At 73.0% G+C, this 9,027-nt stretch carries 9 protein-coding genes; all 9 read left to right on the forward strand.

The window, feature by feature from the left end:
- Positions 1-107: 107 nt before the first annotated feature.
- The 9 genes from AC31A1_RS40265 (at position 108) to AC31A1_RS40305 (ending at position 9,010) form a co-directional block, all read left to right on the forward strand.
- Positions 108-1,229: an SDR family oxidoreductase gene (locus AC31A1_RS40265; protein WP_489658042.1), complete on the forward strand. Its 1,122-nt coding sequence runs from the start codon at positions 108-110 to the stop codon at positions 1,227-1,229.
- Between the two features lie 371 nt (positions 1,230-1,600).
- On the forward strand, positions 1,601-2,881 hold the full coding sequence (locus AC31A1_RS40270) for an aspartate aminotransferase family protein (protein WP_489658050.1): 1,281 nt from the start codon (positions 1,601-1,603) through the stop codon (positions 2,879-2,881).
- A 64-nt stretch (positions 2,882-2,945) separates the two neighbouring features.
- Positions 2,946-3,413, forward strand: a complete 468-nt coding sequence (locus tag AC31A1_RS40275) for a type II toxin-antitoxin system RatA family toxin (RefSeq protein ID WP_489658043.1) — start codon at positions 2,946-2,948, stop codon at positions 3,411-3,413.
- Positions 3,406-3,963, forward strand: coding sequence for a flavin reductase family protein (locus AC31A1_RS40280; RefSeq protein ID WP_489658044.1), 558 nt, complete (start codon positions 3,406-3,408; stop codon positions 3,961-3,963). Before AC31A1_RS40275 ends, AC31A1_RS40280 begins: the two co-directional genes overlap by 8 nt.
- Positions 3,960-5,306, forward strand: a complete 1,347-nt coding sequence (locus AC31A1_RS40285) for an NAD(P)/FAD-dependent oxidoreductase (RefSeq protein WP_489658045.1) — start codon at positions 3,960-3,962, stop codon at positions 5,304-5,306. The genes AC31A1_RS40280 and AC31A1_RS40285 overlap by 4 nt, the downstream gene beginning before the upstream one ends.
- Positions 5,307-5,407: 101 nt before the next feature.
- A complete protein-coding gene (locus AC31A1_RS40290) occupies positions 5,408-6,088 on the forward strand; it encodes a class I SAM-dependent methyltransferase (protein ID WP_489658046.1) in 681 nt (226 codons plus the stop codon).
- Positions 6,089-6,099: 11 nt separating this feature from the next.
- Positions 6,100-7,521, forward strand: a complete 1,422-nt coding sequence (locus AC31A1_RS40295; protein ID WP_489658047.1) for a cytochrome P450 — start codon at positions 6,100-6,102, stop codon at positions 7,519-7,521.
- On the forward strand, positions 7,518-8,534 hold the full coding sequence (locus AC31A1_RS40300) for a hypothetical protein (RefSeq protein WP_489658048.1): 1,017 nt from the start codon (positions 7,518-7,520) through the stop codon (positions 8,532-8,534). Before AC31A1_RS40295 ends, AC31A1_RS40300 begins: the two co-directional genes overlap by 4 nt.
- Positions 8,531-9,010 carry an SRPBCC family protein gene (locus tag AC31A1_RS40305; RefSeq protein WP_489658049.1) on the forward strand — a complete coding sequence of 160 codons (480 nt, stop codon included), beginning with the start codon at positions 8,531-8,533 and terminating at the stop codon, positions 9,008-9,010. Before AC31A1_RS40300 ends, AC31A1_RS40305 begins: the two co-directional genes overlap by 4 nt.
- Positions 9,011-9,027 lie beyond the last annotated feature (17 nt).

Consider the following 9,027-nt stretch of genomic DNA (forward strand, 5'->3'; position numbering starts at 1 on the left):
GCCCCGACCTCGACCCCGACTCAGACCCCGGGCACGACTCCGCACGTCTCCGCGAACCGCGTCCCATCCCACTCCAACACCCCCTACCCGATGGGAGTTTCCGAACCATGCCGCCAGAACCCACCGGTCCGTCCCGTCCGTCCAACCCGTCCCGTCCGTCCCGCCCTCGAAGTCAACGCCCGACCCTGCTGCTCACCGGCGCCGCCGGAGTACTCGGCCAAGCCCTGATCGACGAGCTCCGCGACGACTACGACCTGATCTGCCTGCGCCACCGGGCACCCCTGGACGACCCCCGGGTACGGGAGGTGACGGCGGACCTGTGCGCCCCCGGTCTGGGGCTCTCCGCCGCCCAACGGCTGGACCTCGCCGCCGAGGTGGACGTGGTCGTGCACTCCGCCGCGGCCACCAACTGGCGGCTGGACCCGGCCGACATCTGGCGCACCAACCTGGACGGCACCCGGTCGATGCTCGACCTCGCGGCCCGCGCCGACGCCCCCTTCTTCTACATGAGCACCGCTTTCGTGGCGAACCCGCTCGCGCCCGAGGAGCGGGAGCGTTTTCCCGGGGCGGCCGCCTACCTCGCCTCCAAGACGGCGGCCGAGGAGGCCGTACGGTCGGCCGAGGTGCCCGGGGTCATCCTGCGTCCGTCCCTGGTCATGGGTGACTCGTCCACCGGCCGGATCGCCCGGGTGCAGGGCCTGACCCGGGCGCTGGGCGGGATCGTCAAGGGCCAGGTCCCGGTGCTGCCGGGCTCGCCCGGGACACGGATCGACATGGTGCCGCAGGACGTGGTGGCCCGCGCGGTGGGCGACCTGGTCAGATCCGGCGTCGCACAGGGCGAGTACTGGCTGACCGCCGGGCGCGAGGCCATCCTCCAGCGGGAGGTCGTCGACATCTGCCTGGAGTTCGCCGGACAGCACGGTGAACGCCCGCACCCGCCGCGGCTGATCCCCGTGGAAGCGGTGCACCGGCTGCTGCTGCCGCTGCTGGAGGGGCCGTCCTTCCCCGCGCTGGTGCGGCGCCGGCTCCAGGACTACGCCGAGCTGCTGCTGGTCTTCCAGCGCGAGCTGCCCTTCGCGTCCGACCTGGGGACACCGCACTGCGGCACGGCCCCCACGCGCTCCGCGATCCGCTCGGCGCTGACACGCAACGTGGAGCGCTGGGCCACCGGCCGAGGGGGCCTGCGCCGGCCGCGCACGCCCCAGACCCCGGCGGAGCTGGCGTCATGACCGCGTTGGAGGCGGCGGCACACACCGCCGTAGGGGTCGCTTGTCCCGTCGCCGTAGAGGCGGCCGCTCCCGCTACCGCAGGGGTGGCTGCTCCCGTTACAGCAGGGACGGCCGGTCCTGTCGCGGTGGAGACGGCCGCTCATGCCCCCGCAGGGACGGCCGGTCCTGTCGCCGTGGAGGTGGCGGCTCACGCCCCCGTAGGAGTGGCCGCCCACGCCGCCGTAGAGGTAGCTGCTCCCGCTACCGCAGCGGCGGCCGGTCCCGCCCCCGCAGGGGTGGCTGGTCCCGCCGCCGTAGAGAAGGCCGGTCCCGCGCTCGCAGATACGGCCTCTCCCGCCGCCGTAGAGACGGCCACTTCCGCCCCCGCAGGGGTGGCCGCTTCCGCCCCAGCAGAGACGGCCGCTCTCGCCCCCACAGCCCCGCCCCCCGACACCGCCGAGCTCTACCGCCGCCCCCTCGGTGCCGGCCGGGCGGTCATGGGTGCGGTGCTCGGGGGGATGGCCGAGGTGTACTCGGAGGGGGCCTGGGTGCATACCGATGACGGGCGTAGGTACCTGGACTTCGGGGGCTACGGCGTCTTCATCCTGGGGCATCGGCACCCGGCTGTGCTCGACGCGGTGCACCGGCAGTTGGACGCGCATCCGCTGGCCACCCGGGTGTTCCTGGAACCCGTCGCCGCGCGGGCCGCTGCCGCGCTGGCCGCGCACACCCCGGCGGGTCTCGACCACGTCCACTTCGTCAACTCCGGTGCCGAGGCCACCGAAGCGGGGCTGAAGCTGGCCCGTGCGCAGGGGCGCAACGCGCTGGTGACCACCGTGTCCGGGTACCACGGCAAGACCCTGGGGGCGTTGAGTGTCACGGCCAACTCCCTTTACCAGCAGCCCTTCGAGCCGTTGTTGCCGGACACCGCGCAGGTCGCCCACGGGGACTTGGCCGAGCTGGAGGCGGCGCTCCGTGGGCGTCGCGACCGTGCCTGCCTGATCCTCGAACCGGTGCAGGGCGAGGGCGGGGTGCGGATCCCGCCGCCCGGGTACCTCGCGGAGGCGGCCGGGCTGTGCCGTGCGTACGGCGCCTTCCTGATCGTGGACGAGGTGCAGACCGGTCTTGGCCGGCTCGGTACCTGGTGGGGTGTGGACGCCGAGGGCGTGGTGCCCGATGTCCTCCTCGTGGGGAAGGGGCTCAGCGGCGGTGTCGTACCGGTGGCGGCGATGGTGGCCACCAAGGACGCCTACGCTCCGTTCTCCCGCGACCCCTACCTCCACACCTCCACCTTCGGCGCCTCGCCGATCGCCTGTGCCGCGGCGACGGCGGCGGTCGAGACGATCGACCGCGAGGACATCGTGGGCCGGGCCGCCGCGCTCGGCCGGCAGTTGCTCGCGGGAGTCGTGGAGATCTGCGCCCCCTACCGGGACCGCCTGGTGCACGAGGTCCGCGGCAGGGGACTGCTGATCGGGATCGAGTTCACCCGGGCACAGGCCGTCGGCGAGACGCTGCTGGAGCTGGTGAGCCGCGGCGTCCTGGTCAACCACTCGCTCAACTCCACACGCGTCCTCCGGCTGACGCCGCCGGCGATCGCCGACACCGACGAGGTCCAGCTCTTCCTGGATGCCTTGGCCGAAGCACTGCGGGCCGTGCACACCCGCCTCGGCTGAGCGTCACGACATCAGCACGACAGCCCCCCCACGTCAGCCCCCCACGTCAGTGAGGACGAACCCCATGCGCCATGTGACAGTCCGGATGACGGCTCAGGGCATCGACCCCGAGCACGCCTACCGGAGGATCAGCGACTTCAGCCGGTACCCCGAACTCACCACGACGGTCCGCGCGGTGGAGGTGCAGCCTCCGCGGCCCGACGGTTCCGTGGTCTCCGCGTGGACCGTCTCCTTCCGCAACGGGCTGATGCGCTGGACGGAACGCGACACCTTCTCGCCGGCCGCCCTCTCCATCGCGTTCGAGCAGCTCAGCGGCGACTTCGAGACCTTCGAGGGCAGCTGGACCTGCGAGGCGCACCAGGACGGCACCACCGTCACCTTCCGGGCCGCGTTCGACCTGGGGATCCCCACGCTGGCCGAGATCCTCGACCCGGTGGCCGAGTCGACGTTACGCACCAACATCGAGAAGATCCTCCAGGGTCTGCTCGGCACGGTGTCGCCGGCCGGTCTCGCGGACGCCGCGCATGGCTGACCTCGCCCTGGCCCGCCCGCCGGACCCGGGCCAACAACTGCGCGACGAGCCCGGCCCGGACACCGAACATTGCCTGCGCCTGTACGCGAAACTCGCCTCCGGTGTCACCGTGATCACCACGCAGGGAGGGGCCGGCCCCGCCGGCATGACCGTCTCCTCCCTCACCTCGCTCTCGGCCCGCCCACCCCTCCTGCTCGCCTGCCTGCGCAACGGCTCCCACACGCTGTCGGCGATCCGCGGCCAGGGCGTCTTCGCGGTCAACCTGCTCCGGGACAAGCAGAGTTCGCGGGCTGCCCGCTTCGCGGACCCGGCGGCCTCGTCGGCGGAGCGGTTCCGCGGGATCCCGCTGCGTCCCGTCCTGGGAGCACCCGTCTTCGGCGACGCGCTCGGCTGGTCGGTCTGCCTGGTCGAGGACATCCGCCGCTACGGCGACCACAGCGCGGTGGTGGGACGGGTGGCGGCGGTGCAGGTGGCGTCGGGCCGTCCCCTGCTCTGGCACGACCGGAGGTTCGGGTCGCTGTCCGGGGCCGGGGAAGGAGCGCCCCGGTGACCCTGTTCGCGCCGGGCACGCCCTGCTGGGAGTCCGGGGACCCGGACGGCACGGACCCGCCGTCCACCGTGCGCGGCCGGATCGGTGCCGATGTGGCGGTGGTGGGCGCGGGACTCGTAGGACTGTCCACGGCGTACCACCTCGCGGAACGTCAACCCTCCCTGGACATCGTGGTGGTGGACGCGCGGCGGCCGGCGGCCGGTGCCAGTGGGCGGGGCACCGGGCTGCTGGGTCCGCGGGCGGGTCCGCCCGTCGACCGGGCGGTGCGTCGGTACGGGCCCGCCGTCGCCCGCCGGATGCACCGGGCCAGCATCGAGGCGGTACGGCAGGTCGTGGACCTGTGCGACCGGCTCGGCGTGCCCTGCGCGGACGGGGAACAGATCGTCGCCACGCGCTCCCGCACCGGGCTGGCGTCCCTGGCCCGGCAGGCCGCCGCCTACCGCGCCCTGGACCTGGGCGTGCCCGTCCTCTGCGCCGCCGACATCCGGCGCCGGGTCGACGTGCCGTACCACGCGGGTCTGCTCCACCGGCACACCGCCACCCTCGACCCGGCCGCGCTGACGGCGGCGCTGGCGAGGGCCTGCGTGGCCAAGGGCGTACGGCTCTACGGCGGCAGCCCGCTGCGGGAGGTGCGGGGCGGGGACGGACACGGGCCTGAACTGCTGTTCCCGCACGGCACCGTGCGGGCGCCGCGGTCCGTGCTGGCGGTGAACGCCGGGGTGGCCGGGCTCGGGCTGCCGGTGGGCACGGTGCTCGGGCTTGAGGTGCACGCGGTGGCGACCGAGCCGCTGGGCCACGAGGCGCGGGCGCTTCTCGGGCACGGCGGCCTGGCGGTGATTGACGCGGTGCCGCTGGCCCCGTACTTCCGCCTCACCGGGGAAGGCCGACTGGTGGTCGGGGGCGGTACCGCCCTGTGTCCGGACGGGGTCGGACCCCGCCGTAGAGCTGTGCTGCGGGTCTTCGCGTTCCACCGGCTGGAGCAGTCGCTGCGGGCCCTGCACCCGGCGCTGGCCGCGGTGGAGGTCACGCATCGCTGGGCGGGCGGGATCGGGGTGACGGCCGACGGTCTCCCCGTGGTGGGGCCGGTCCGGGGCCGGCCCGGTGTCTGGTACGCGGGCGGCTGCAACGGGCACGGTCTCGCGATGTCCGTGGCGCACGGCTCCTACCTCGCCGCATCCCTGCTGGGCGACGCGGACACACCCGAGCCGCTGCCCTGGCACCGCTCCCGGGCGCCCCGGCTGCCGGTGTCGGGACCGGCCCGGCCGCTCCTGCGGGCCCACCTGGCCGCGATGGACCGCACCGCCCGCCGCGCGGCGGGGCCCGCACTCGGGCCCCGGGGGTGAGGAGCCGCCGTAGACCATCCGCGCCGTGGACCAACCGTCCGACTTCCCTTCGACTGCCGCACCACCACACGGACGCCGGGCTCACCGGGAAAGGAACACCAATGATCGGGACACTGCTGGCAAGGCCGTTGGAGCTCATGGAGGAGAACTTCCGCAGGCCGACCGGGCGGGCCGGGCGGTTCTTCGGAAACCTGATGGCGGTGCAGCACCGGAGCCTCACCGAGTGGACGATCGAGCACATGGACGTGCGCGGCCGCCAACGGGTGCTGGACGTCGGCTGCGGCGGGGGCATGGCGGTGAAGCTGCTGTCGCGGCGGGCCGCCCAGGGGTTCGTCGCCGGGGTGGACTACTCGATGGAGATGGTCGAGCAGGCGGCACGGCGCAATCTGCCGGCCATCGCGCGCGGCCGGGTCGAGGTCCGGCACGGGGACTGCTCCCAACTGCCGTACGAGGACGCCTCGTTCGACCAGGTCTGCGCGATCGAGACCTTCTACTTCTGGCCGGATCCGCTCGGCGGTCTCGCCGAGGCGCACCGGGTGCTGAAACCGGGCGGCCAGGTGGCCGTCACGCTGGAGATGAGCCGGGAGGCCGCCGACGACCCGTCACTGACGCAGCGGTTCTTCGGCCGGCGCTTCACGGAACGCTCGCAGCGGGCGGGGCTGCACATCCTCTCCGGGGACGACCTGGTGGACCGGCTCACCAAGGCCGGTTTCCAGGACGCCCGTTTCGTGTCGGAGCCGCGCCGTTCGCTGGGCTGGGTCTGCGCGCTGGCGCGGAAGTGAGGGCGATCGCGATGACCGGCGTGCGCGATGGCGTGGTGGCGGGTGCCCCGAGGGCGGCGGGGCTGCCCTTGCTGGGCAGCGTGCTGGACTTCCGGCGGGACATCCTCCAGGCCATGCACCGGGGGCGCGCCGTCCACGGCGACCTGGTCCAGTACCGGCTCGGGCCTGTGGCGGTGCACGGGGTGTCCAGTCCGGAGCTGGCCGCCGAAGTACTGACCGACAGCGACCGGTTCGGCAAACTCGGGCCGGACAACCCGCTGCGGCTCGTCCTCGGCGAGGGCCTGCTGACCAGCGACGACCACAAGAGCTGGCTGCGCAACCGGCGGATGATGCAGCCGATCTACACCAAGCAGGCCCTCGCGGGCATGTTCGCGACGATGGGGGTCTCGGCGGCCGAGCAGATCGCGCACATGGCGGACCGCTACCGGACGGGCGCGGTGGTGGACCTGCACACGGAGATGATGCGGGTCACCCTCGACATCGTCAGCCGCTGCATGTTCAGCACCGATGTGAGCCGGACCCTGGCCGGTCTCGGCCCGGATGCCGTGGACGTCGCCATCAACTACGCCTTCGACCGGCTGCAGAACCCGCTGAGCCCGCCGACGTCCTGGCCGACCCCCCGCAACCGGCGCTTCCACGAGGTCATGCGGGGACTCGACGACCTCATCCACCGGATCATCGCGGAACGCCGGCAGCCCGACGCCCCCACCGGCGGCGGGGATCTGCTGGACATGCTGCTGGCCGCCCGCGACGCCGACACCGGCCAGGGGATGACCGACCGGGAGCTGCGGGACGAGGTGATCACCACCTTCGCCGCCGGCCACGAGACCACCGCGATCACCCTCACCTGGGCCTTCTACCTGCTCTCCCGGCACCGCGAGGTGCTGGAGCGGGTCCAGCGGGAGGTGGACGGCGTCCTGGGCGACGACCTGCCCACCCCCGACGACCTGGCGGCGATGCCGTACACCCTGCGGGTCTTCGAGGAGGCCCTGCGGCTCTACCCGTCGGCGCCGATCCTGCCCCGGCTGGTGCTGCGGGACACCGAACTGGGCGGCTACCGGGTGCCGGCCGGGTCACGCGTCCTGGTGAACCTGTACGACATCCACCGGCACCCCCGGCACTGGCCGGACCCCGAGCGCTTCGACCCGGACCGCTTCCTTCCGGAGACCGGCACGGGGCGCCACCGCTTCGCCTATCTGCCGTTCGGCGCGGGGCCCCACCTCTGCATCGGGAAGCACTTCGCGCTCATGGAGGCGCATCTGCTGCTGTGCGCCCTGGTGCGCCGCTGGGAGTTCCGCCATGTTCCCTCACACCGGGTGGTGAACCACGCCACCATCACCCTGCGGCCCAGGTACGGAATGCTGATGACGATGCATCAGCGGACGCCCTCGGCCGCACGTCCCGCCCATGTCGCCGGAGAACGGACCTCATGAACGCCGACGCCTCGCTCCTCGACCCCGAGCACATCAACCGGACCCGCTACCGGCCGGGCCAGCGGGCCGGCCACTACGAGAGCTTCTACCAGCGGGGCAACCACCCCACGGAACCCCGCGCGTTCTGGATCAGGTACACCGTGTTCAGTCCTGCCGGGATGCCCGAGGCGGCCATCGGCGAGCTGTGGGCGATCTGGTTCGACGGGGTGACCGGACAGCATGTGGTGGCCAAGGAGGAACACCCCATCGCCGACTGCCACTTCAGCGCCGACTCGTTCGGCGCCCGGGTCGGCGACCGCGTGCTGGAACCGGGCCGCCTCAAGGGCGAGGCGCGGGGACCGGACGGCCGGATCGGCTGGGACCTGACGTATGCCGGGGACCAGCCGCCGCTGTTCCTGCTGCCGCCGAGGATGTACCAGGGTGGCTTCCCCAAGGCCAAGAGCCTGGTCGGCACGCCGCTCGCCCGGTACAGCGGCAGCCTCGACGTCAACGGCGAGGAGATCGACATCGACGGCTGGACGGGCAGCCAGAACCACAACTGGGGCAGCCGGCACACCGACCACTACGCCTTCGGGCAGGTCGCCGGCTTCGACGGGGAGCCCGACAGCTTCCTGGAGGTCGTCACGGCCCGCGCCAAGCTCGGCCCCGTCCACATCCCGCAGGTCACCTTCCTCGTCCTGCGCCACGACGACCGCGAGTACTCGCTGGTGTCACTGCGTCAGGCGCTCACCGCCAAGGCGGACTTCGGCTACTTCTACTGGGACTTCGCCACGTCCGACGGCACCGTCGACATCCGCGGCCGGATGACCGCCCCCAAAGAACGGTTCGTGGGCCTCAACTACTACAACCCGCCCGGCGGGATCAAACACTGCCTCAACACGAAGATCGGCTCCTGCACGGTCGAGATCGCCAACCGGGTCACCGGCAGACGCACCGCGCTCAAGACCGACAGCCGCGCCCTGATGGAGATCCTCACGGACGACCGTGAGCACGGCATCACCATCCGCGCGTGAGCGGCCCGGCCCCGCTCGGCGAGCGCGTCACGGTCCGGGTGCCGCCGGACACGGCGTACGCCGCCGTCAGCGACGTCACGCGCATGGGGCAGTGGAGTCCGGAGGTCCGCGGCGCCCGCGTGCTGGGCGGCCGCGGACCCGTGCGCGTGGGCACCCGCTTCGTGGGACTCAACCGCGCCGCGTGGCTGCCCTGGGCCACCCTGTGCACCGTGGTCGCCGCTCGGCCGGGGAGCTGCTTCTCCTTCAGGGTCAGCATCCTGGGTGTCGCCCTGTCGCAGTGGACGTACCGGTTCACGGAGGTACCCGGGGGATGCGAGGTGACGGAGGAGTGGCTGGACCTGCGGTCGGCGGTCGCCGGACGGCTGCTCACCGTCGTCAGCCCGGTGGTCACCGGTGTGGTCCGGCGCCGCGAGCGCAACCGCGCGACGATGCGGGCGACACTCGCCGCTCTCCGGACGGCCCTGGAGGACGGCTGAGGCGGGAGCCTGAGGGG

The sequence above is a fragment of the Streptomyces sp. P5F9 genome (assembly GCF_057961495.1).

What these genes read in the sequence shown, in the direction of transcription:
- AC31A1_RS40275 (WP_489658043.1), top strand. Translation starts at nt 2,946, where the DNA reads ATGCGCCATGTGACAGTCCGGATGACGGCTCAGGGCATCGACCCCGAG.
- AC31A1_RS40300 (WP_489658048.1), top strand. Translation starts at nt 7,518, where the DNA reads ATGAACGCCGACGCCTCGCTCCTCGACCCCGAGCACATCAACCGGACC.
- AC31A1_RS40280 (WP_489658044.1), top strand. Translation starts at nt 3,406, where the DNA reads ATGGCTGACCTCGCCCTGGCCCGCCCGCCGGACCCGGGCCAACAACTG.
- AC31A1_RS40265 (WP_489658042.1), top strand. Translation starts at nt 108, where the DNA reads ATGCCGCCAGAACCCACCGGTCCGTCCCGTCCGTCCAACCCGTCCCGT.
- AC31A1_RS40295 (WP_489658047.1), top strand. Translation starts at nt 6,100, where the DNA reads ATGACCGGCGTGCGCGATGGCGTGGTGGCGGGTGCCCCGAGGGCGGCG.
- AC31A1_RS40290 (WP_489658046.1), top strand. Translation starts at nt 5,408, where the DNA reads ATGATCGGGACACTGCTGGCAAGGCCGTTGGAGCTCATGGAGGAGAAC.